We start from the raw sequence: 21,221 nt of genomic DNA on the forward strand, positions 1-21,221 counted from the left end.
CATGCGCCGCCGGCTCCCGGTCCGACGCCCGGACGACACCGCGGTCCTCACGGCCAGTAGGCGCGGGGTCCACCGGCCCTGGGCCCTCCTCACCGCCGCGCTGCTGATCGCAGCGTCGGGGGCGTGTGCCTCACGCACCCCGGCGGTGATCAGCGGCCCCTATGCGGCGCTGCTGGCGAGCTCGACCGACCTGGGTCCGTCACGTTCGGCGGACGCGCAAGTCACCGTCACGCTCAGCGGACTGCAACGTCCGGCCGCCTTGATGGGCTGGGCGGGCGACCGCGACCTCTGGGTGCGCTGGCGGCCCGGCGACAGGTGGGCGATCGTCGAGGGCGCTGCCGGGGATCTCGCGCGGGCATTCGGGATTCCGTTGCGCGACTACCGGTCTGCCAAAGGGGAGGAGTTCTACGCCTCGCCCGAACAGCCGGCGATACCGCCGCAGGTACGCGGCGACGTCACCGCGGTCGGGCGGGTGATGAGCTACACCCCGTACCGCATGAAGCGGCCCGACTTCGTTCCCCTTGACGTACCCAAGGGCGGGCTGACGCCCGACGGACTGTTGTCGGCGTACAACGCGACGCCGTTGGCGGACGTCGGTTTCACCGGTGAGGGCGCGACAATCGTCATCTTCGCGTTCGACAGCGTCGAACAAGACGACCTCGACCTGTTCGCCGACAGCTCCGGACTACCCCGGTTCATCCCCGAGATCGTCGGCGGGAAGCCGTCCGAGGTGCACGGTGAGACGGCGATGGATCTGCAAGTGGCACACGCCATTGCACCCGATGCACGGCTTGTCGTGGTCAACGCCAGGCCGACGGTGGAGGGCGACGGCACATACGAAAAGCTCGGGAGGCTGTTCGAACAGGTCGACCGCGACTACCCCGGAGCGGTGTGGAGTCTGTCGATCGGATGGGGATGCGAGGCGTTCGTCACCGCGGCGGATCTGGCTCCGGTCGAGGCGGCGTTGACGGCCGCCCAGCGACGCGGCACCACGGCGTTCGACGCCAGCGGGGACACCGCGGGCCTGGAGTGCAAAGGCGGAGACCGATGGTCGGCTCCGCCCGGCCCCGACGACATCGGTGTCGATGCGGTCGCATCACTTCCCACGATGACGTCGGTCGGAGGCACCACGTTGTCGACCGGTACGCGCGGGCAGTGGCTGGCCGAACACGCGTGGGTGGATTCCCCGCTGTCGCAGGGCAGTAGCGGCGGGGTGGCGAAGCTGTTCGCCCGTCCGGCGTGGCAGGACAAACTGGATGTCGAGCGTGACACCGAGCGCCGCCGTCTGCTCCCCGACGTCTCCGCGGTCGCCGATCCGTTCACCGGTGTGCGGTTCATCTTCGGCGAGCGCGAGGTGGTCGGCGGCGGTACGTCGCAATCGGCGCCGATCTGGGCGGCACTCACCGTGCTGATGAACCAGTACCTGCTGGCCAACGGTGGACGGCAGGTCGGAAACTTCAATCCGGTGCTGTATCAGGTGGCCTCCGGGTCGCGTCTGCCCGGCTTCCGGGATGTGACCAAGGGCGGCAACGCGGTCGATCTGGCGTCACCGGGGTACGACCTGGTGACGGGCCTCGGCACCCCTAACACCGAGAACCTCGCCCGCAACATTCTCTACCTGCAGAAGACGTCGCGTTGACCGAAGCGTCACCACGCCGCCGCCGTCGGTGGCGAGATCCCTTGACGAGCACCCTGTTTCCGCATGTGGCGGCTTCGTCGAGGACGACGTTCGGGCTGGCGCTGGCAGCGCTGGCGGTGATGCTGGTCGGGTTCGCGGTGCTGCGTTGGCAGGCGCCGCTGATCGCGATCGGAGCGGTCGGTGTGGCGCTGGTGTTCGTCGTCTATCTGCGTCAGGCAGGTCACGACGTACCGGCACGTCAGTTGGTGCTGACCGCTGCGCTGGCTGCGGCACTCGGCGCCGCGTGGGCGTTGATAACCGGCAACATCGTGGCCGAGTCTCACGACGTCGCACTCAGCGGCGGCGAGCTCGATCGCGAAAAGCTGTTGATAGGCACCGCGATACCGGTCGGCGGTGCGCTCGCGATGCTGATCCCGCCGGCAGTGCTGCGGTTGCGCCGCGGCGTGCGTCGACTGCCGCTCGACGGTTACGCGGTCGGCGCGTTGAGCGCCGTGGTGTTCACGTCGGCAGCGACTTTGGTCAGACTGGCCCCACAGTTCGCGACCGGCGTCAGGGCCGAAGACCTTTGGGTCAGCGCGCTTCTGGTGCAGGCCGGTATCCAGGGGTTGACCCTGCCGCTGACCGCGCTCACGCTCGGCGGACTCGTCGGCATCGCGCTGTGGGCGGGCCGGCAGAGGATGATCGTCGCGAGTGTGGTTGTGACGCTGGTGCTCTACATGGTCATGGGTGTCACCGAGTACGCCCCGGTACCGCACATTGTGCACCTGATCGTCCATGTCGTGATCGCCGCGGTCGCACTGGCTGCGCTGCGCAGTGGACAGCGGACCCTGGCTCCGGAGCTACCGGTGCGGAGCCTCGAGGAAGGCATGGGCCGCGCGCGGGTGCTTGCGACGCTGGGTGCGGGCGCCGCCATCGCGGTGACGGCCGGTGTCGTGGCGGCCGTGCTCACCACCCCCGACATCCCGAAGATCGTGTGCCCGCCCGATTGTGGACGCCCACCGATCGGCGAGCCCATCGAATCCAACCCCCGTTTCTATGCCGCCGACGGGACGTTCTCCGTCCAATACCCGGGGCCCGGCAGCGCGTACGAGGCCACCCTGCTTCCCGATGGGGTCGAACTCGACTTCACCGGCGGCGACACCGGCATGCTCGAGCTGTTCGGTCTGCCCGCCGAAAACCGGACCGCCAAGCAGGTCGCCCAGGACCTGATCGAGGAGTACTACCCCGACGCCACAACGGAATACGAGGTCCCCAACGCGATGGTCGGCTACGAACGAGGCTACGGCGTCGTCGCCGACGACTATCCGCAGGACGCCAGCGGCAGCTTCACCCGGCTTCGGCTGATCGTGATGGTCGCGGTCAAAAACGATGTCGCGCTGGTGGCCTCGGCCATCGGCCCGTACCGCGAATTCACCCCCGACTTCGGCACCGGGCATCCATCGGGTGCGAACCTGCAGCTGGCGATCGATATGGGCAAGTACGTCAACAGCTTCCGCTGGACCGGTGTCACCGACTGAGGGTCACAGCTCAGCGAAGCACGGATCCTGCTGACCCTTCGGGATGTCGGCGTTGCGGGTCGAGAACCGGCTCACCACGCCGTCATCGGTGACCTCCACCGAATCGGCTTTGATGTTCATCGGGTAGTTCTTCGTCAGCTCGGAGGTGAACGCGTCCAACGCCGGCTGGACAGCTTCGCGCGGCAGCGTGAAGCCGAGGCCGGTCAGCTCGATCACCTGCAGCGAGATTCCGCCGTCGGCGACCGTCGGCCGCGCCCTGATCGAGCCAAGTGCACCTTCCAACTCGATCGTGTCGTCGGACGGGTTGGTCGTGACCCCGCTGACGAATGCGCCGATGAGTGGGATCGAATCGGAGATGGTCTGCCGGATGCCCTCCGATGACCAGTTGATATCCGCGACGAGCGAGCCGACCGTGCCGCCCGAGGTGGCCGTGTCCTCGAGGCGGACGTCCTCGATCGTCAACTCGACCTTCATACCCTTGGCGTCGCGGATCTGATTGCCAGCGGTCTCGATGTGGATGTTCGTGTAGTGGCCGGACATGTGCTGGATCAGGAACGGCGGCATGACGCCGAACGATGCGCTGGCCTCGTCTTCGACGACGCATGACGTGACGCCCGCGACGACGTCGTTCGCGCGGTTGCGTGCGTACAGTTCTCCGGCCAGCACGCCCGCCAGCACCAGGGCCACCACGATGACGACCACCAACACGATCGACAGGGGGTCGCGCAACAGGCTCCTGAGTTTCGACTCGGAGCGCGGCGGCTCGCTCTGGCCCGGTTCACTGGGTCCCTGGGGTCCCGGCGGCGGGCCCTGCGGCGGCGGAGGCGGCTGGTCCTGCTGGGGTGGGGGGACCTGGCCCTGCTGCGGCGACGGCTGGTTCGGGCGGGCCCACGGGTCAGTCACGAGCGCGATTCTGCCTTACCGCGACGAGCGAAGTCCGCGCGGTTGCGCAGAACCGCGACCGTCTCGCGTACGTTGCGGCCGTCCTCCAGGTCGATGTCGGTCACCAGCAACTGCGGGTCGTCACCGGCGCTGACCAGCACGTCACCGGTCGGGGACGCCACCAGGCTGCCACCCACACCGGTCGGGCCGAGCGCGGCGACGTCGGGTTCGGGACAGCCCTGGTCGACGGCGGCGACGAAGCCGGTCGTGTCGATCGCGCGGGCCCTCGCCAGCAACGTCCACTGGTCGAGCTTGCCCGGTCCGCTGCCCCACGAGGCGTGCACGGTGATCAGCTGCGCACCACGTTCGGCCAGCTCGACGTAGAGCTCAGGAAACCGGATGTCGTAGCACAGCGTCAGCCCGACTCCCACGCCGTCGACCTCGATCAGGACCGGCTCCTGGCCGGGCGCGACCGTCTTGGACTCCTTGAACCCGAACGCGTCGTAGAGGTGGATCTTCTCGTAGTGCGCGTCGATGCCGTCGCCGGCGGCGATCAGCGTGTTGAGAACGCGCCCGTCACCGGAAGGCACGAACATTCCCGCCACGACGACGATGCCCGCCAGCTCGGCGATGGCCCGCACGGCCGAGGCCCACGGCCCGTCGAGCGGTTCGGCGACCGGGGCGAGCGGCACCCCGAACCGGCACATCGTCGCCTCAGGAAACAGCACCATGCGCGCGCCTGCGTCCGCGGCGCGGCGCGTGTAGTCCTCCACGACCGCCAGGTTCACCGACGGGTCGGTGCCGCTGAGGATCTGCGCGAGGGCAATCCGCATACGGCCCAGCCTACGGCGCTGCGCCGATACGACGATTTCGGACGAGTATCGGGGGCGAGTCTCAGACAGGCGCGACGGTCGGCCAGGGCACGGTGAGCACTCCGTCGCGCATCCGGCGTCGCGCGGGCACGACAGGAAAACCACTGTCGCGCAACAACTCCAGCATCGCGCGCCACCGCACCCGCGGACCGAACACCCCGTGGCCTGCGACGCTGGCCCACGCACGGTCGGCGGCGGTCAGCAATGAGTGCACGGGCTGGCCGTCGACGTTGTGGTGGATCAGTGCCTTCGGCAGCCGCTCGGCCAGGTCGGACGGCCGTTCGATCGCGAACGGGTCGCAGGCCAGCGTCAGGCTCAGCGGCCCGTCGGCGTCCAGCAGGATCCAGCAGGCTCTTCGGCCGACCTCGTCGCAGGTGCCGTCGACGATGAGGCCACCCGGCGCCAACTGTCGCTGCATCGTCGACCACGCATGGTGAACCGATTCGACCGGGTACTGCCGCAACACGTTGAACGCCCGCACCAGGACCGGCCGCATCCCCGCCAATTCGAAACCGCCGAGGCCGAACTGCACAGCGGGGGACCTCGCCGCTTGCGCCGCTTGCACGCGGTCGGGATCGATCTCCAGGCCGACGACGCGAATGTCGTTACGCACCACCTGTAGCCGTGCGGCGAGCTCGAGCGTCGTCACTGGCAAGGCGCCGTAACCGAGATCGATGACCAGCGGATCCTCGGCAGCCGCGAGGGCGGCGCGGACCCGCGGCGCGTGCACGAGCCAGCGGTCACTGCGGCGCAGCCGGTTGTAGCCCGTGGTGCCCCGCGTCAGCTGACCGATGGGCCCGATCATGATCCGAGTGTATGGCCACGCCGGCGGTTCTGCGTCACCGCCCTCGGCGGCACCACCTCTTGAGGTTGCGCCTCAAGCGTTTTCGGCGATCCACAGCGTCGTAAAGCGTTGTTCGGCGATGAGCAGGTCGACGAGCTGGCCGCCGATGAAGTTTTCGATCTTCCCGCCCACCAACGGAACTCGCACCTCCACCTCGACGGTGAACTCCAGCCGCGAGCCGCTGTCCGCCGGGCTCAGGACCGCAGTGCCCGACAAACTTGCCGGCGCCCCGGGAATCGACCCCTTGACCGTCGCGGTGGCCTTCCCGTCGAGCACCGGGCTCCACGCCTCCTCGCGCACAAAGCTCAGGTCTCCGCGGTGGAACTGGGTCACCACACCGGGCAGCCGGTCGGCGCGCAGCGTCTGCGTCGTGACGACATCGATGCCGCCCGGATCGTCGATGACCATCGAGTCCAGCGAGTACATGTCGGCGCCGGAATCGGTCAGCCGCGCGAGCCAGTACCGCTCGTCGCCGAACGCCCGGTGGACCTGCTCGACGGTTCCCCCGTACTCGGCGGCCATGTCGAATGAGCGCGGCATAGCTGGTCAGGCTACCGTTACCGCCCGTGGTCGGTTCGCAACTAGGGGGTGCCTCCGTTGAGGAGCGGGTGCCGCTTGCGCCGCTGACCACGCTGCGGGTCGGACCCGTCGCGCGACGGCTGATCACTTGCGACACCACGCAGAAGGTCATCGACGTGGTCCGCGCGCTCGGCCCCGGCGACGACGCGCTCGTTCTGGCGGGTGGCTCCAATGTCGTGTTGTCCGACGAGCTGACCGACCTGTCGGTGATCCATCTCGCCAACACCGAGATCACCGTCGACGGTGAAGTCCTGCGCGCCGAGGCCGGTGCGGTGTGGGACGACGTCGTGGTCACGTCGCTGGCGCACGGTCTGGGTGGCCTGGAGTGCCTGTCGGGGATACCGGGGTCGGCCGGGGCCACACCGGTACAGAACGTCGGCGCGTACGGCGCCGAGGTGGCCGACACCATCCGACGGGTGCGCCTGCTGGACCGTCGCACCGGCGAAGACGCCTGGGTCCAACCCGACGCGCTGCGGTTCGGCTACCGCACCAGCGTCCTCAAATACGCGCACGACGCGATCGTGCTCGAGGTGGAGTTCGCGCTGGACCCGGCCGGACGCAGCGCGCCGCTGCGCTACCGCGAACTGGCCACCGCGCTGGGCGCCGAACAGGGCACACGCGCCGATCCGCTCGAGGTTCGCGAGGCGGTGCTGGCACTGCGGGCGAGCAAGGGCATGGTGCTCGACGCCGACGATCACGACACCTGGAGCGTGGGCTCGTTCTTCACCAACCCCGTCATCACGACCGCGGAGTTCGATCGGCTCCGCGCCTCGGTCGACGGGCCGGTGCCCAACTATCCGGCCCCCGACGGGGTCAAACTGGCCGCGGGGTGGCTGGTCGAGCAGGCCGGCTTCGGCAAAGGCCATCCGGGCGAAGGTGCCGCCGCCCGGCTGTCGACCAAGCATGCGCTGGCGCTGACCAACCGTGGCGGCGCCACCACCGCCGACGTGATCGCGCTGGCCAGGACGGTACGTGACGGCGTCCGAACGAAATTCGGGATCGAGCTCACAGCCGAGCCTGTCCTGATCGGGTGCTCGCTGTAGGTACGCTCGATCCACGTGAGTACAGCAGAACCCCTACCGCCGGGGTTCAACCGGCGGCGCGCCCTGGCCGCACTGGCGGTCGGCGTCGTCGCGCCGGGCGTGCTGGCCGCGTGCGGCTCCAAGGACGACGGGTCTGCGGCGTCGCAGGACGGTGAAGCGTCCGGAGCCCCCTCGCTGGACTTCACGCCGGCAAACGCCGCGACCGACGTCCCGCCGACCGCGCCCGTCGGTGTCCAGGTCGCCGACGGTTGGTTTCAGCGGGTCTCGTTGACCAACCTCGACGGGAAGGTCGTCGCCGGTGCGCTCAACCGCGACCGCACCGAGTTCACGATCACCGAACCGCTCGGCTACGGCGTGCAGTACACATGGAAAGGCTCGGTCGTCGGCCGCGACGGCAAGGCGGCGCCTGTCGAGGGCTCGTTCTCCACGATCAGCCCCAGCACCCAGGTGAGCGGCCGCTTCCAGCTGGGCGACGGTCAGGTCGTCGGGGTGGCGGCGCCGGTCATCATCCAGTTCGACGGACCGATCAGCGACAAGGCCGCCGTCGAGAATGCGCTCAAGGTCACCACCGATCCGCAGGTGGAAGGCAGCTGGGCGTGGCTGCCCGACGAGGTCGGCGGGTCGCGCGTGCACTACCGCACCCGCGAGTACTACCCGGCGGGCACCAAGGTGAACGTCGACGCGAAGCTCTACGGGGTGCCGTTCGGCGACGGCGCCTACGGCGCGCAGGACATCTCGCTGCACTTCGAGATCGGCCGCCGCCAGGTGGTCAGGGCCGAGGCGTCGTCGCACCGCATCCAGGTGCTCGACGGGGCGGGCGCGGTGATCATGGACTTTCCCTGTAGCTACGGCGAAGGCGACCTGGACCGCAACGTCACCCGCAGCGGCATCCACGTCGTGACCGAGAAGTACGAAGACTTCTACATGACCAACCCGGCGGCCGGTTACGCCAACGTCCGCGAACGGTTCGCCGTGCGGATCTCCAACAACGGCGAGTTCATCCACGCCAACCCGGCCAGCCTGGGTTCGCAGGGCAACTCCAACGTCACCAACGGCTGTATCAACCTGTCGGAGTCCGACGCCCAGCAGTACTTCAACAGCGCGATCTACGGCGATCCCGTCGAGGTCACCGGCACGCGCATCCAGTTGTCCTACGCCGACGGCGACATCTGGGATTGGGCCGTGCCGTGGGAGGAGTGGAAATCGATGTCGGCGCTGTCGGACGCGAACGCTCCGGACCTGCCGAGCACCGCCCCCGCGACGCCGTCGGGCGCACCCGAGCCGGTGAGCGGCCGTCCGGGCGGGTGACGTTCACAATGTCAGCACGCCCGGCGGCTGACCCGCCTATTGACCGTCGGTGCTGAACAGATACCAGCCGCCGTCGCCCGGGGCGCAGAACCAATACGGGTAGGCCCGGTCGAAGTTCGGATCGTTCCAGACGATGGGGGCGTCCGACTGGCATTCGGCCTCGGTGGCCCAGAACCACGGCTGCCCGTTCGCGTCGGTCTCCAGGTAATCAACGGCATGGGCCGTTCCCGCTGCGCCCATCAAGCCCGCGAACGCCAGTGCAGCGACCGCGATTGCCTTCTTCATGTCATCCCACCCTGTCCAGTTGAATTGATTTCGAGTGGAAGATAACGTCCCGCGGCTCAATGATCGACGCGAACGTAGAAAGCAGATCTTCAGAGCCTTCGGTTGAACCGCGATCCGCTGGACCCGCTGACCTGATCGCGCGGCCGGACCACGATCAGATCGAGATCGACGTGCGACGGCCGGCTGGCGACGAAGCCGATGATCTCGGCGATGTCTTCGGCCACCAGTGGAGTGACGCCTTCGTACACCTTCGCGGCGCGGTCCTCGTCGCCCTCGAACCGGTTGAGCGAGAAATCCGTCTTCACCATGCCGGGCGCAACTTCGGTGAGTCGCACCGGCTTTCCGAGCAACTCGCTGCGCAGCGTGCGGTGCAGCACGCCCTGCGCGTGCTTGGCAGAGGTGTAGCCGCCGCCGTTGTCGTAGATCTCCACCGCCGCGATCGAGGTGACCGTGACGATCAGCCCGTCGCCCGACGCGACCAGCTTCGGCAGCAGCGCGCGGGTCACCAGCAGCGTGCCGAGCACATTGACCTCCCACATCCAGCGCCAGTGCTCGACATCGGCCTCGGCGACCGGATCGAGCCCGCGCGCCCCGCCGGCGTTGTTGACCAGCACATCCACCCGGTCCAGTGCAGCCGCCAGCGCCGATACCGCCTCGGTGGATGTGACGTCCGCCACAATCGCGGTGCCGCCGATTTCGTCGGCCAGGGCCTTGAGTGGCTCCTCACGCCGTGCCACGCAGACGACATGAAAGCCAAGGGCTGCAAGGGTTCTCGCGGTCGCTTCACCGATCCCGGCGCTTGCGCCGGTGACCACCGCGACACGACCGTCGGCTTGGAAAGTCGTCATCTGCCCAACCTTAGTTGGCGTGCTAAGTTCACCTCGTGTTGTCCAGTCAGGCCTGTATGCGGCGTGCGTGTTGTTGTTGTCGCACGCCTCGCCGCGCCTGACTGTTTCGAAGACGACATCGCTGTCCTTCTGAATCGCCGGGTGTGGCCCGCACACCGCCGCCGGCCGAATTCTCCCCAAGGACAAGCAGATGAGCACTCCCGTCACCACCCTCCCCGCGAACAACCCCGTGCGCAGCGCGCAGCGCCCCAAGCAGACGCTGACGCCCGTGACCGGTCGGCACCGCCAGGCCCGCACGCGGATCGTCGCGCCGTCACTGAAGGTCGCCGACGCGGCCGCCGCCTCGGTGTTCAGTGCGGCCCGCCTGCGCGGACCAATCGCCCGTGACGCGATCGCGCGGGTCACCGGGCTGAGCATCGCGACCGTCAACCGCCAGGTCACCGCGCTGCTGGAGGCCGGTGTGCTGCGGGAACGCGCCGACCTCGCGGTCTCCGGCGCGATCGGCAGGCCCCGAGTGCCTGTCGAGGTGAACCACGAGCCCTTCCTCACGCTCGGCGTCCACATCGGCGCGAAGACCACCAGCATCGTCGCCACCGACCTGTTCGGCCGCACCCTCGACGTGGTGGAGATGCCAACCCCGCGGGGCCCGCAGGCCGCGGCGCTGACGTCGCTGGCCGGCAGCGCCCGCCGCTACCTGAGCCGCTGGCACCGCCGACGCCCGTTGTGGGTCGGGGTGGCCGCCGGCGGTGTCGTCGACAGTACGACGGGATACCTGGACCACCCGCGGCTCGGATGGTGGGACGCACCGGTCGGGCCGGTGCTCGCCGAGGCGATCGGACTGCCGGTGTCGGTCGCCTCCCACGTCGACGCGATGGCGGGCGCCGAACTCCTGCTGGGGGCGCGCAGGCAACCGTCGACCGCGTGGCCGGAAACGCTGTTCGCCTCCGCGGGCACGAGCCTGTACGTCTATGCCCGCGAGACCGTCGGGTATGCGCTGTCCATCGGCGGGCGCGTGCACTCCCCGGCCAGCGGTCCGGGCACCATCGCCGCGCTGCCCGCACACTCCGAATTGCTCGGCGGCACCGGCCAATTGGAGTCGACCGTCAGTGACGAAGCGGTGCTGATCGCCGCTCGCAAGGCACGCATCATCCCGCTCGAGGGACCAGGCTCGACGATGCAGGCGCTGCTCAAGGCCGCGCGCCAGGGCAGCCAACCGGCGCAGGAACTGCTGGCCGAGCGTGCGCGTGTGTTGGGCGAGGCCGTGGCCCTGCTGCGCGACATGCTCAACCCCGACGACCTCGTCGTCGGCGGTCAGGCGTTCACCGAGTACCCCGAGGGCATGGCCACCGTGGAGGCCGCGTTCGCGCAGCGATCGGTGATGCCCGCCCGCGAGATCCGGCTCACCGTGTTCGGCAACCGGGTTCAGGAGGCCGGCGCGGGGGTGGTGTCGTTGGGCGGGTTGTACGCCGACCCGATCGGTGCCATGCGTCGCGCGCAACCGCGCGTGCCCGAAGCCAGGCCCGAGGTCCCTGCGTAACGGGGCGCTTCGGGCCGACGGTGTAGACATGTCTGTGTGCGCCTAGCAACGGATCCGTCCCGTTCTGATGCCGCCGGACTTCCGGTCCCCAGGCGCGTCGCCGTGCTGTCGGTGCACACGTCGCCGTTGGCCCAGCCCGGCACCGGCGACGCGGGCGGGATGAACGTCTACGTGCTCCAGAGCGCGCTGCAGATGGCTCGCCGCGGGGTCGAAGTGGAGATCTTCACGCGGGCGACCTCGTCGGCCGACCAACCCACTGTGCGGGTCGCGCCCGGTGTGCTGGTGCGCAACGTGGTCGCAGGCCCGTTCGAGGGGCTCGACAAGTACGACCTGCCCACCCAGTTGTGCGCGTTCACCGCGGGAGTGCTGCGCGCGGAAGCGACGCACGAACCCGGTTACTACGACATCGTGCATTCGCACTATTGGCTGTCCGGTCAGGTCGGCTGGCTGGCGCGCGACCGCTGGGCGGTGCCGCTCGTACACACCGCGCACACGCTGGCCGCGGTCAAGAACGCCGCCCTGGCCGAGGGTGACTCACCCGAACCGCCGCTGCGCGCGGTCGGGGAGCAGCAGGTCGTCGACGAGGCCGACCGGTTGATAGTCAACACCGAACATGAAGCGCAGCAACTGGTTTCGGTGCACAACGCCGATCCGACGAGGATCGACGTGGTGCACCCTGGCGTCGACCTCGAGACGTTCACACCCGGCGACCGCAACGCCGCGCGTGCCGCGCTGGGACTCGACACCGACGAGCAGGTGGTCGCGTTCGTCGGGCGCATCCAGCCGCTGAAGGCGCCCGACGTCGCACTGCGCGCCGCGGCCAAACTGCCGGGCGTTCGCGTGCTGGTGGCCGGCGGCCCCTCCGGCTCCGGACTACAGGCCCCCGACGGGCTGATTCGGCTGGCCAACGATCTGGGTATCTCGGACCGGGTGACGTTCCTGCCGCCCCAGTCGCGCGAACAGCTGGTCAACGTGTACCGGGCCGCCGACCTGGTGGCCGTACCCAGCTATTCGGAGTCTTTCGGCCTGGTCGCGGTCGAAGCTCAGGCATGCGGGACGCCGGTGGTGGCCGCCGCGGTCGGCGGATTGCCGGTCGCGGTGCGCGACGGTGTCACCGGGACACTGGTCGACGGGCACGACGACGGCGACTGGGCGCACGCCATCGGCGATGTGCTGGGCCGCGCCGACGCTCTGAGGCCCGCTGCCGCGGCTCACGCGGCGACGTTCTCGTGGGCCCGCACCGTCGACGCGCTGTTGGCCAGTTACGGCCGCGCCATCGCCGACTACCGGGCACGTCATCAGATGCGTGACGGCGCGCGCCGTACGGGTCGGCGGTTCTCGCGGCGGCGGGGGGTACGGGCATGACCAACGCGGCGAAGATCATCGAAGAGGCGTGCAAGGAGAACGGTCTGGTTTGCACGTATCACGAAGGTGCGCGCGGCGGGTTGGCCGGCATCATCGTCGAACTGCCCGGCGAGCGACGGCTCAAGACCAACACGATCCTGTCGATCGGTGAGCACTCGGTACGCATCGAGGCGTTCGTCTGCCGCAAGCCCGACGAGAACCACGAGGGCGTCTACCGGTTCCTGCTCAAGCGCAACCGCCGCCTCTACGGGGTCGCGTACACGCTCGACAACGTCGGCGACATCTACCTCGTCGGGCGGATGTCGCTGGAATCGGTGACCTCCGACGAGGTCGACCGGATCCTCGGCCAGGTGCTCGAAGCCGTCGACAACGACTTCAACACCTTGTTGGAGTTGGGATTTCGCTCGTCGATCCAGAAAGAGTGGGAATGGCGGGTGTCGCGCGGCGAGTCGCTGAAGAACCTGCAGGCGTTCGCCCACCTGATCGACGACGAGGACGACTGATCCTTCCGCCCAGACCGACGTTTTGGCGGGTTTTTTCGACCGAATTCCACCATTTCGTCGGTCTCGGTGCGGGGGGTGGGCAATCCGTCTGCCGTGAGAGGATTGGGCCATGTCTGATTCCCGGGGTGACTGCACGCTGATCCTGCTCCGCCACGGCCAGAGCGACTGGAACGAGAAGAACCTGTTCACCGGCTGGGTCGACGTCGACCTCACCGAGAAGGGCCGCACCGAAGCGGTGCGCGCGGGCGAGCTGATCTCAGAACTCGATCGCCAGCCCGACGTGGTCTACACCTCGCTGTTGCGCCGCGCGATCACCACCGCGAATCTGGCCCTGGACAAGGCCGACCGGCACTGGATCCCGGTGCACCGCGACTGGCGCCTCAACGAGCGCCACTACGGCGCGCTGCAAGGTCTTAACAAGGCCGAGACCAAGGAGCGCTACGGAGACGAGCAGTTCATGGCGTGGCGGCGCAGCTACGACACCCCGCCGCCGCCTATCGAACCGGGCAGCACCTACAGCGAGGACGGCGACCCCCGCTACGCCGACCTGCCCGACGGTCCGCCGCGCACCGAATGTCTCAAGGACGTCGTCGAGCGGTTCGTGCCGTACTACACCGAGACCATCGAGCCCGACCTGCGCGCGGGTAAGACCGTGCTGATCGCCGCGCACGGCAACTCGCTGCGCGCCCTGGTCAAGCACCTCGACGGGATGTCCGACGAGGACGTCGTGAACCTCAACATCCCGACCGGCATCCCGCTGCGCTACGACCTGGACTCCGACCTCAAACCGAAGGTCATCGGCGGCACCTATCTGGATCCCGAGGCCGCCGCCGCCGGCGCGGCAGCGGTCGCCTCACAGGGCGCCAAGTAGTCCGTCAGCCGTCCCAGGCGAACGGACGGTGAACAGCGGGGGTCCGGAGCCCGAATTTCGGTGTTTCGGTATGTGAGTTGTCCCGTTTTGGCCGCACGCTGCTGGGATGACGTTCACCGGGTGCGTACGATTTCGGCGTGAGTGTCGTTTGGGCACTGTTGCTGGCAGCGGTGGTCGCACTGCTCGCTCTGGGGGCCGGTATCGCGCTCGGGGCGCGTTTGAGCCCCCGCCTCACCGATCGCAGACAGCGTCGCACCACCGCGCAGACCGGGGTCACGGTCTCACAGATGCTCTCCCACATCGCATCGCGGGCGCCCACGGGAATCGTGGTGGTCGACCACTTCCGTGACGTCGTCTACGCCAACGACCGGGCCCGCGAGCTGGGACTGGTTCGCGACCGGCTGCTCGACGAGCGGGCCTGGCGGGCCGCCGAGCGCACACTGGCCACCGGCCAGCCCGGCGACGTCGACCTCAGGGCACACAAGCGCGTCAACCCCGGCCGGTCCGGCCTGTCGGTGCGCGGACACGTTCAGCTGCTGACCGACCAGGACCGTCGCTTCGCCGTCGTCTACGTCGACGACCACTCCGAATACGCTCGCATGGAGGCCACCCGCAGGGACTTCGTCGCCAACGTCAGCCACGAGCTCAAAACGCCGGTCGGGGCGATGGGGCTGCTGGCCGAGGCGCTGCTGGCATCGGCCGACGACCCCGAGACCGTTCGCCGATTCGCCGAGCGGATGGTCGCCGAGTCCAACCGGCTGGCCAACATGATCGGCGAGCTGATCGAGCTGTCGCGGTTGCAGGGCGCCGAGCGCCTACCCGACCTCGCGGCCGTCGACGTCGACACCGTGGTGTCCGAGGCGCTGTCGCGGCACAAGGTGCCCGCCGACAACGCAGACATCAAGATCACCACCGACGCGCCCACCGGTTTCCGCGCCCTCGGCGACCAAGCCCTGCTGGTCACCGCGATCGCGAATCTGGTCTCCAACGCGATCGCGTACTCACCGCACGGGTCGTCGGTGTCGATCAGCCGCAGGCGGCGCGGAGACAACATCGAGGTCGCCGTCACCGACCGCGGTATCGGCATCGCCCGCGAGGACCAGGAGCGGGTCTTCGAGCGATTCTTCCGCGTCGACAAGGCGCGGTCCCGGGCCACCGGCGGCACCGGGCTCGGGTTGGCCATCGTCAAACACGTGGCGGCCAACCACAACGGAAGCATCCGGCTGTGGAGTCAGCCGGGAACGGGATCGACGTTCACCCTGTCGATTCCGGCCTATCCCGATCACGAATCGGACGAACGAGAGGACCAGCGAAACCAATGACCAGTGTGCTGATCGTGGAGGACGAGGAGTCCTTGGCTGATCCCCTGGCCTTTCTTCTTCGCAAAGAGGGCTTCGAGGCCACCGTCGTCACCGACGGGCCCGCGGCCTTGGCCGAGTTCGAGCGCTCCGGCGCCGACATCGTGCTGCTCGACCTGATGCTTCCCGGCATGAGCGGTACGGATGTGTGTCGTCAATTGCGTTCGCGCTCAAGCGTTCCGGTCATCATGGTGACCGCCCGCGACAGCGAGATCGACAAGGTCGTCGGGCTCGAACTCGGCGCCGACGACTACGTCACCAAGCCTTACTCGGCTCGCGAGCTGATTGCTCGTATCCGCGCGGTGTTGCGGCGCGGCGCCGAGAACGACGACCTCGGGATCGGTGACGGTGTGCTCGAGGCCGGGCCCGTCCGAATGGACGTCGAGCGCCATGTGGTTTCGGTGAACGGACAGCCGGTCACGATGCCGCTCAAGGAGTTCGACCTGCTCGAGTACCTGATGCGCAACAGCGGCCGGGTGTTGACCCGCGGCCAGCTCATCGACCGCGTGTGGGGTGCCGATTACGTCGGCGACACCAAAACCCTTGACGTCCATGTGAAGCGGTTGCGGTCCAAGATCGAGGCCGATCCGGCCAACCCCGTGCATCTGGTCACCGTCCGCGGCCTGGGCTACAAACTCGAGGGCTGACGCCGGTCTAACCGGTAGTGCCGCCCATGATCTCGGAGACGTCGAACGTGTTGACACCGGCGGTGACCGAGGGGTCGCGCTCGGCGATCGCGAGCACCTCGGCGCGATCGGCGGCGCGCAGCACGCCCAGTCCCCATACGCCTTCGGGATCGGCGACCGGGCCGTAGACGACGACTCGGCCCTGCGCCAACAGTCTCTCCCAGTACTCCTGATGCGCCGCCATCGCCTGCTGCTCGACGGGCGTCATGGTCTGAGCGAAATCCGCTCGGGGCGGGATCAGCCGGAACAGGAACAGCGATGCGGCCCCCGAAGTATCGGTCATCCGGCCAGCCGGGTGGCGGGGTGCACGGCGATGAGCCCTAATCCGCTGCGCCGCTTGCACATCGCCGCGAGCTCCGCGTACGCCTTCTCGCCGAGCAGTTCGGTGAGCTCGGGGCCGTAGGACTCCCAAACCTGCCTGCTGCCGACGTGTGCGTTCGGATCGCCGGTGCAGTACCAGTGCAGGTCGGCGCCGCCTTCGCCCCAGCCGCGACGGTCGTACTCGGTGATCCACGTCTTGAGGATCTCGGTCCCGTCGGGCCGCTCCACCCACTCCTGCGTGCGACGGATCGGCAGCTGCCAGCACACGTCGGGTTTCATGGTCAGCGGTTCGACGCCGAGCTTGAGCGCCTTGCTGTGCAGTGCGCATCCGATACCGCCTGCGAAACCGGGCCGGTTGAGGAAGATGCAGGCGCCCTTGTACTTCCGGGTACGCAGGTTGGGCTTGTCGTCGTAGGAGTCCATCTCGAGGTAGCCCTTCTTGCCGAGCCCCTTCTCGCGGAACTGCCAGTCCTCGTCGGTCAGCGTCTTCACCGCGTCGTCGAGGCGCGCGATGTCGTCGTCGTCGGACATGAACGCCCCGTGCGAACAACACCCGTCATCCGGGCGCCCCTCCACAGTGCCCTTGCACGCCGGGGTACCGAACACGCAGGTCCACCGCGAGAGCAGCCACGTCAGATCGGCGGCGATCAAGTGCTCGGGATTGTCGGGGTCGTAGAACTCGACCCACTCACGGGCGAAATCGAGTTCGACCTCTCCGGGGTGCGGTGCAGTCACGATTCTCAACGGTAGACCCATTAAGTTGGATGAGTGCGATTAGGCGTGCTCGACGTGGGCAGCAATACCGTTCACCTTCTCGTGGTGGACGCGCGACGCGGTGGGCACCCGACGCCGATGAGTTCGACCAAGGCCTCGCTGCGCCTCGCCGAGGCCATCGACAGCGACGGCAAGATCACCCGCAGAGGCGCCGACAAGCTGATCGGCACCATCGACGAATTCGCCAAGATCGCCACGAGTTCCGGCTGCGCGGAGCTGATGGCGTTCGCCACCTCCGCGGTGCGCGACGCGAAGAACTCCGAAGAACTGCTCGCCCGAATTCTCGCCGAGACGGGCGTGGCGCTGCGCGTGCTCGCAGGCGTCGATGAGTCGCGGCTGACGTTTCTTGCGGTGCGACGGTGGTACGGCTGGAGCGCTGGACGGATCATCAACATCGACATCGGCGGCGGCTCGCTCGAACTGTCCAACGGCGTCGACGAGGAGCCGGAGGTTGCGCTGTCGCTTCCGCTCGGGGCGGGCCGGCTCACCCGCGAGTGGCTCCCCGATGATCCGCCGGGCAGGCGGCGGGTGGCGATGCTGCGCGACTGGCTGGCCACCGAGCTGGCCGACGCCGGTGCCGAGATGCTCAAGGCCGGCGCTCCCGACCTGGCGGTCGCATCGTCGAAGACGTTCCGGTCGCTGGCCAGGTTGACCGGCGCGGCGCCCTCGGGGGCCGGCCCGCGGGTCAAACGGACGCTGACCGCCACCGGCTTAAGGCAGCTCATAAATTTCATCTCTAGGATGACCGCGGCTGACCGTGCCGAACTGGAAGGGGTGAGTGCCGATCGGGCGCCACAGATCGTGGCCGGAGCGTTGGTCGCCGAGGCGAGCATGAATGCCCTCGGTGTCGAGAGCGTCGACATCTGCCCCTGGGCGTTGCGGGAGGGGCTGATTCTGCGGAGACTCGACAGCGAAGCCGATGGCAGCGGTCTCGCCGGCGGTACCCACAATCCGGCCTCAGTGCAGACGTTTGTGCGTAATGCTGGACGATAGATGACGAGGCCCGAAGGCAACACACGATGACAGGACCAGAAGACGACCACAGCAACACGCGACCCATCTCGGTCGCGGAGTTGCTGGCGCGCAACGGCACGATCGGTGCCCCGCCGGTCGGCGGGCGGCGCCGTCGTCGCCGCGGCGCCGACTCCGTGACCGTCGCCGAACTGACCGGTGAGATCCCGATCATCCGTGACGACGACGCACCCGCCACGGGGCGTTCGGCCGCCGCGACGGTCGAGGCCCCCGCCGAACCCGAGCCCGTCGCACCCGCCGAGGCCGTGGACGCCGAACCCGCCACCGAGGCTGCTGAGGCCGCCCCCGCCGAGACTGCCGAGACTGCCGAGGCCGCTGCCGCCAACGGCGCCGTCGACCACACCGAGGAGACGGTCGAGGAGGAAGCCCTCGAGGTCCCCGAAGACGAGCCTCTCGAGGCCTCCGACACCGAAACTTCCGACGTCGACTCCGAGGCCCTCGAGGACGAGGCCGGCGCCGCGGCCGGCGCGGACGAGGACAACGACTACGCCGACTCCGACTACCAGACCCACATCGAGCAGCGCGACGCCGACGAGGACCTCGACTTCTTCGCCCCGCCGCGGCGCTCGACCTTCGCGCGCCGGCGCTTCGGCATGCTCGGTCGCAGCGCACCGGCAGAACCCAGCGATGCCCAGGTCGGCGCCGAGGAGATGAGCCCGGATCCGGTCGACTGGGCCGATCCGGACGCCGACGAGGACGAGGCCGCCGACGCGGCGGTCGCCGTGACCGAGCCCGAGCAAGACGATGAGCGCGACGACAGGCCGTCCTACCTGCGTTCTCCCGACGACGCCCTGTTCGGCGGTCCCGACGTCGACGACGATGTCGCCCGGCCGAACAACGGCCTGAGCCCGGCCGACGTCGACCTCGACGAGGAAGACGTCCCGCGTTCGGGTGCGATGTCGTCGTTCCTGCGCGGGGCGATGGTCGTCGGGCAGTGCGTGGTCGCGGTCGCGTTCGGCGCCGGGCTGTTCATCGCCTTCGACCAGCTGTGGAAGTGGAACAGCATCGTCGCGCTGGTACTGGGCGTGCTGGTGATCCTGGGCCTGGTGGTCGGCGTGCGCGTGGTCCGCAAGACCGAGGACATCGGCAGCACACTGATCGCCGTCGCGGTCGGCGCGATGGTGACATTCGGGCCGCTGGCACTGATGCAGGCGGCTTGAGGCGCCCCATCACCCGTGCGTCCAGCCATTAAGGTCGGTCTGTCGACGGCCTCGGTCTACCCGCTGAGAACCGAGGCGGCCTTCGAATACGCAGCCAAGCTCGGCTACGACGGGGTCGAGCTCATGGTGTGGGCCGAGACGGTCAGCCAAGATGTCGACGCCATTGAGCAGCTGTCGAAGCGTTACGAAATGCCGGTGCTCTCCGTGCACGCGCCGTGCCTGTTGATCACCCAGCGGGTGTGGGGTGCCAACCCGATTCCCAAGCTAGAACGCAGCGTGCGCGCCGCCGAGCAACTGGGCGCCCAGACCGTCGTCGTGCATCCGCCGTTCCGCTGGCAGCGCCGCTACGCCGAGGGCTTCTCCGACCAGGTGGCCGAGCTCGAGGAGTCCAGCGAGGTGATGGTCGCCGTCGAGAACATGTTCCCGTTCCGCGCCGACCGCTTCTTCGGGGCGGGTCAGACCTCGATCGAGCGCATGCGCAAACGCGGTGGCAGGCCCGGCCCGGGCATCTCGGCATTCGCGCCGTCCTACGATCCGCTCGACGGCGACCACGCCCACTACACGCTCGACCTGTCCCATACCGCGACCGCCGGCTCCGACGCACTCGAGATGGCGCGCCGCATGGGCGAGGGGTTGGTGCACCTGCACCTGTGCGACGGCAGCGGCGCCTCGACCGACGAGCATCTGGTGCCCGGCCGCGGTACTCAGCCGACGGTGGAGGTGTGCGAGATGCTGGCCGCAAGCGACTTCAACGGCCATGTGATCCTTGAGGTGACCACATCGGGTGCGCGCACCGCCGCCGAACGCGAAGCGCTACTGGTCGAGTCGTTGCAGTTCGCGCGCAGGCACCTGCTTCGCTGACACACCCTGACCTCGTTCCCAACTCGCTTCCAGAAGGATTCACCAGATGGCCGGCTCCACCCTGTTCACCGACGCCATGGCGCTCACCCACGCCGGTGACGGCGTGTATCACGGTGAGCTGAACGAACATTGGACGATCGGGCCGAAGGTGCACGGCGGAGCGATGCTCGCGCTGTGCGCGAACGCCGCGCGGACGGAGCATTCCAGGGGGCTGGAAGGATCGGCCCACGCGCGCAGCGCAGGGGACGAACCGGGGGAGCAGGCGAGTGGTGGCGTGGAACCGATCGCGGTCTCGGGAAACTTCCTGTGGGCGCCCGACCCCGGCCCGATGCAGGTGGTCACAACCGTGCGCAAACGCGGGCGTCGCGTCAGCCTGATCGACGTCGAACTCAGACAAGGCGACCGTACAGCTGTGCGGGCCGCGATCACGCTCGGCGAGCCGGAACATCATGTGACGCCGCTGCTCTCGGTCAATCCCGTGATCCCGTTGATGCAACCGGATCCGCCGCCCGGTCTCGAGCCGATCGGTGAGGGCCACCCGATGGCCGACATCGTGCACCTCGCGCGCGGCTGCGACATCCGGCCCTCGCTGACCACGATGGAACCGCGGTCCGACGGCGGCCCGCCGGTGATCGAGTACTGGGTGCGGCCCAAGGGTGTCGCCCCGGACGTGCTTTTCGCCCTGCTGTGCGGCGACGTGTCGGCTCCTGTGACGTTCGGCGTCAACCGGTTCGGTTGGGCGCCCACCGTCCAGCTGACGGCGTACCTGCGCAGCAGGCCGGCCGACGGGTGGTTGCGCGTGCTCTGCACGACCGTGCAGATCGGCCAGGACTGGTTCGACGAGGACCACATCGTCGTCGACTGCGAGGGCCACATCGTCGTGCAGACCCGCCAACTCGCGATGGTTCCGCAGGGATAGGCGGCAAGCCGCGGAGG

Annotated in this window: 22 protein-coding genes; 14 read left to right on the forward strand and 8 right to left on the reverse strand. The window is 68.6% G+C overall.

The window, feature by feature from the left end; translation table 11 throughout:
* The first annotated feature begins 1 nt into the window (after window position 1).
* Both A5759_RS19345 and A5759_RS19350 read left to right on the forward strand, forming a co-directional pair.
* Window positions 2-1,639: a S53 family peptidase gene (locus A5759_RS19345; RefSeq protein ID WP_231984697.1), complete on the forward strand. Its 1,638-nt coding sequence runs from the start codon at window positions 2-4 to the stop codon at window positions 1,637-1,639.
* 41 nt (window positions 1,640-1,680) lie between these two features.
* Window positions 1,681-3,156, forward strand: a complete 1,476-nt coding sequence (locus A5759_RS19350; RefSeq protein ID WP_068200498.1) for a hypothetical protein — start codon at window positions 1,681-1,683, stop codon at window positions 3,154-3,156.
* Window positions 3,157-3,159: 3 nt separating this feature from the next.
* On the opposite strand, the gene A5759_RS19355 is transcribed toward A5759_RS19350, so the two are convergent.
* From A5759_RS19355 to A5759_RS19370, 4 genes are all read right to left on the reverse strand, one after another.
* Window positions 3,160-4,059 carry a DUF2993 domain-containing protein gene (locus A5759_RS19355; protein ID WP_068200501.1) on the reverse strand — a complete coding sequence of 300 codons (900 nt, stop codon included), beginning with the start codon at window positions 4,057-4,059 and terminating at the stop codon, window positions 3,160-3,162.
* Complete coding sequence (locus tag A5759_RS19360; RefSeq protein ID WP_068200503.1) at window positions 4,056-4,871, reverse strand: carbon-nitrogen hydrolase family protein; 816 nt, start codon at window positions 4,869-4,871, stop codon at window positions 4,056-4,058. The genes A5759_RS19355 and A5759_RS19360 overlap by 4 nt, the downstream gene beginning before the upstream one ends.
* A 61-nt stretch (window positions 4,872-4,932) precedes the next feature.
* Window positions 4,933-5,715, reverse strand: coding sequence for a methylase (locus tag A5759_RS19365; RefSeq protein ID WP_068200505.1), 783 nt, complete (start codon window positions 5,713-5,715; stop codon window positions 4,933-4,935).
* Window positions 5,716-5,787: 72 nt separating this feature from the next.
* Window positions 5,788-6,294 carry a DUF2505 domain-containing protein gene (locus A5759_RS19370; RefSeq protein ID WP_068200507.1) on the reverse strand — a complete coding sequence of 169 codons (507 nt, stop codon included), beginning with the start codon at window positions 6,292-6,294 and terminating at the stop codon, window positions 5,788-5,790.
* Window positions 6,295-6,320: 26 nt separating this feature from the next.
* Between A5759_RS19370 and A5759_RS19375 the strand changes: the two genes are divergently transcribed.
* Both A5759_RS19375 and A5759_RS19380 read left to right on the forward strand, forming a co-directional pair.
* Window positions 6,321-7,376, forward strand: coding sequence for a UDP-N-acetylmuramate dehydrogenase (locus tag A5759_RS19375; RefSeq protein WP_068200509.1), 1,056 nt, complete (start codon window positions 6,321-6,323; stop codon window positions 7,374-7,376).
* Between the two features lie 15 nt (window positions 7,377-7,391).
* Window positions 7,392-8,684: an Ig-like domain-containing protein gene (locus A5759_RS19380; RefSeq protein ID WP_068200511.1), complete on the forward strand. Its 1,293-nt coding sequence runs from the start codon at window positions 7,392-7,394 to the stop codon at window positions 8,682-8,684.
* 36 nt (window positions 8,685-8,720) lie between these two features.
* Here A5759_RS19380 and A5759_RS19385 read toward each other — a convergent pair whose 3' ends face one another.
* Both A5759_RS19385 and A5759_RS19390 read right to left on the reverse strand, forming a co-directional pair.
* Window positions 8,721-8,969 (reverse strand): hypothetical protein, encoded by a 249-nt coding sequence (locus A5759_RS19385; RefSeq protein WP_068200513.1) that lies wholly within the window; start codon window positions 8,967-8,969, stop codon window positions 8,721-8,723.
* Window positions 8,970-9,058: 89 nt separating this feature from the next.
* Window positions 9,059-9,817, reverse strand: coding sequence for an SDR family oxidoreductase (locus A5759_RS19390; RefSeq protein ID WP_068200514.1), 759 nt, complete (start codon window positions 9,815-9,817; stop codon window positions 9,059-9,061).
* 190 nt (window positions 9,818-10,007) lie between these two features.
* Between A5759_RS19390 and A5759_RS19395 the strand changes: the two genes are divergently transcribed.
* From A5759_RS19395 to regX, 6 genes are all read left to right on the forward strand, one after another.
* Window positions 10,008-11,354: an ROK family protein gene (locus A5759_RS19395; RefSeq protein ID WP_068200517.1), complete on the forward strand. Its 1,347-nt coding sequence runs from the start codon at window positions 10,008-10,010 to the stop codon at window positions 11,352-11,354.
* 36 nt (window positions 11,355-11,390) lie between these two features.
* Complete coding sequence (mshA, locus tag A5759_RS19400) at window positions 11,391-12,719, forward strand: D-inositol-3-phosphate glycosyltransferase (protein ID WP_068200519.1); 1,329 nt, start codon at window positions 11,391-11,393, stop codon at window positions 12,717-12,719.
* On the forward strand, window positions 12,716-13,222 hold the full coding sequence (locus tag A5759_RS19405; RefSeq protein WP_064425348.1) for a YbjN domain-containing protein: 507 nt from the start codon (window positions 12,716-12,718) through the stop codon (window positions 13,220-13,222). Before mshA ends, A5759_RS19405 begins: the two co-directional genes overlap by 4 nt.
* 109 nt (window positions 13,223-13,331) lie before the next feature.
* Complete coding sequence (locus A5759_RS19410; protein ID WP_068200521.1) at window positions 13,332-14,093, forward strand: phosphoglyceromutase; 762 nt, start codon at window positions 13,332-13,334, stop codon at window positions 14,091-14,093.
* 137 nt (window positions 14,094-14,230) lie between these two features.
* Window positions 14,231-15,415 (forward strand): cell wall metabolism sensor histidine kinase WalK, encoded by a 1,185-nt coding sequence (locus A5759_RS19415; protein WP_068200523.1) that lies wholly within the window; start codon window positions 14,231-14,233, stop codon window positions 15,413-15,415.
* The gene (gene regX, locus A5759_RS19420; protein ID WP_068200524.1) at window positions 15,412-16,098 is read left to right on the forward strand and encodes a two-component sensory transduction protein RegX; all 687 of its coding nucleotides are present in this window, start codon (window positions 15,412-15,414) and stop codon (window positions 16,096-16,098) included. Before A5759_RS19415 ends, regX begins: the two co-directional genes overlap by 4 nt.
* A gap of 7 nt (window positions 16,099-16,105) precedes the next feature.
* Here regX and A5759_RS19425 read toward each other — a convergent pair whose 3' ends face one another.
* Both A5759_RS19425 and A5759_RS19430 read right to left on the reverse strand, forming a co-directional pair.
* Window positions 16,106-16,420, reverse strand: a complete 315-nt coding sequence (locus A5759_RS19425; RefSeq protein WP_197506119.1) for a YciI family protein — start codon at window positions 16,418-16,420, stop codon at window positions 16,106-16,108.
* The gene (locus A5759_RS19430; protein ID WP_064419925.1) at window positions 16,417-17,214 is read right to left on the reverse strand and encodes a hypothetical protein; all 798 of its coding nucleotides are present in this window, start codon (window positions 17,212-17,214) and stop codon (window positions 16,417-16,419) included. Before A5759_RS19430 ends, A5759_RS19425 begins: the two co-directional genes overlap by 4 nt.
* Window positions 17,215-17,226: 12 nt before the next feature.
* Between A5759_RS19430 and A5759_RS19435 the strand changes: the two genes are divergently transcribed.
* From A5759_RS19435 to A5759_RS19450, 4 genes are read left to right on the forward strand one after another with little or no spacing between them, the layout of a single operon-like run.
* Window positions 17,227-18,225: a Ppx/GppA phosphatase family protein gene (locus tag A5759_RS19435; protein WP_064399693.1), complete on the forward strand. Its 999-nt coding sequence runs from the start codon at window positions 17,227-17,229 to the stop codon at window positions 18,223-18,225.
* 26 nt (window positions 18,226-18,251) lie between these two features.
* Window positions 18,252-19,424: a hypothetical protein gene (locus A5759_RS19440; RefSeq protein WP_068200526.1), complete on the forward strand. Its 1,173-nt coding sequence runs from the start codon at window positions 18,252-18,254 to the stop codon at window positions 19,422-19,424.
* A gap of 15 nt (window positions 19,425-19,439) precedes the next feature.
* On the forward strand, window positions 19,440-20,285 hold the full coding sequence (locus tag A5759_RS19445) for a sugar phosphate isomerase/epimerase (protein WP_068200528.1): 846 nt from the start codon (window positions 19,440-19,442) through the stop codon (window positions 20,283-20,285).
* A gap of 46 nt (window positions 20,286-20,331) precedes the next feature.
* Window positions 20,332-21,204 carry a thioesterase family protein gene (locus A5759_RS19450; protein ID WP_064399690.1) on the forward strand — a complete coding sequence of 291 codons (873 nt, stop codon included), beginning with the start codon at window positions 20,332-20,334 and terminating at the stop codon, window positions 21,202-21,204.
* Window positions 21,205-21,221: the final 17 nt, after the last annotated feature.

Source organism: Mycobacterium sp. 852014-52144_SCH5372336 (genome assembly GCF_001665615.1).
Taxonomy (GTDB): Bacteria; Actinomycetota; Actinomycetes; order Mycobacteriales; family Mycobacteriaceae; genus Mycobacterium; species Mycobacterium neumannii_A.